General features: G+C 47.8%; 1 pseudogene. It reads left to right on the top strand.

Annotation, left to right across the window (positions count from 1 at the left end):
- A pseudogene (locus tag FDX22_RS00205) lies at positions 1–495 on the top strand (TonB-dependent receptor domain-containing protein); the annotation flags it as partial.
- Positions 496–522: the final 27 nt, after the last annotated feature.

The following is a 522-nucleotide window of genomic DNA, read 5'->3' on the forward strand; positions in this document are numbered from 1 at the left end:
TGCAAGTTCCGTCAGGCGAAGTACGTTCTCAGGGCTTTGAATTTGAAGCTAAAGCGGCCTTGAATGCCAATATCAATGTGACAGCTTCATATACTTACACTGATGCGGAATATACCAAGGATACCAATCTCAAAGGGAACAACGTAGAACAAGTTCCTGAACATATGGCATCACTCTGGGGCGATTATACCTTTAACGAAGGCGTTCTGTCGGGACTGACACTGGGAACCGGTGGACGTTTTATCGGTTCTAGCTATGGCGATCCTGCANTCTAGCTATGGCGATCCTGCAAACACCTTTAAAGTGGGAAGTGCTGCTGTGATGGATGCAGTTGTTAAATACGATTTAGCGCGTTTTGGTATGGCAGGCTCTAGTGTTGCCGTCAACGTTACCAATCTGCTGGACCGTGAATACGTTTCTAGTTGCTTCCAAACCTATGGCTGCTTCTGGGGCGCAGAACGTCAGGTCGTTGCAACAGCAACCTTCCGTTTCTAATTTCTCTTTGGGCACGCTTTGCGTGCC

Origin of the sequence: Citrobacter sp. TBCS-14 (genome assembly GCF_005280805.1) — a bacterium.
In the GTDB taxonomy this organism is placed as follows: Bacteria; Pseudomonadota; Gammaproteobacteria; order Enterobacterales; family Enterobacteriaceae; genus Citrobacter; species Citrobacter gillenii.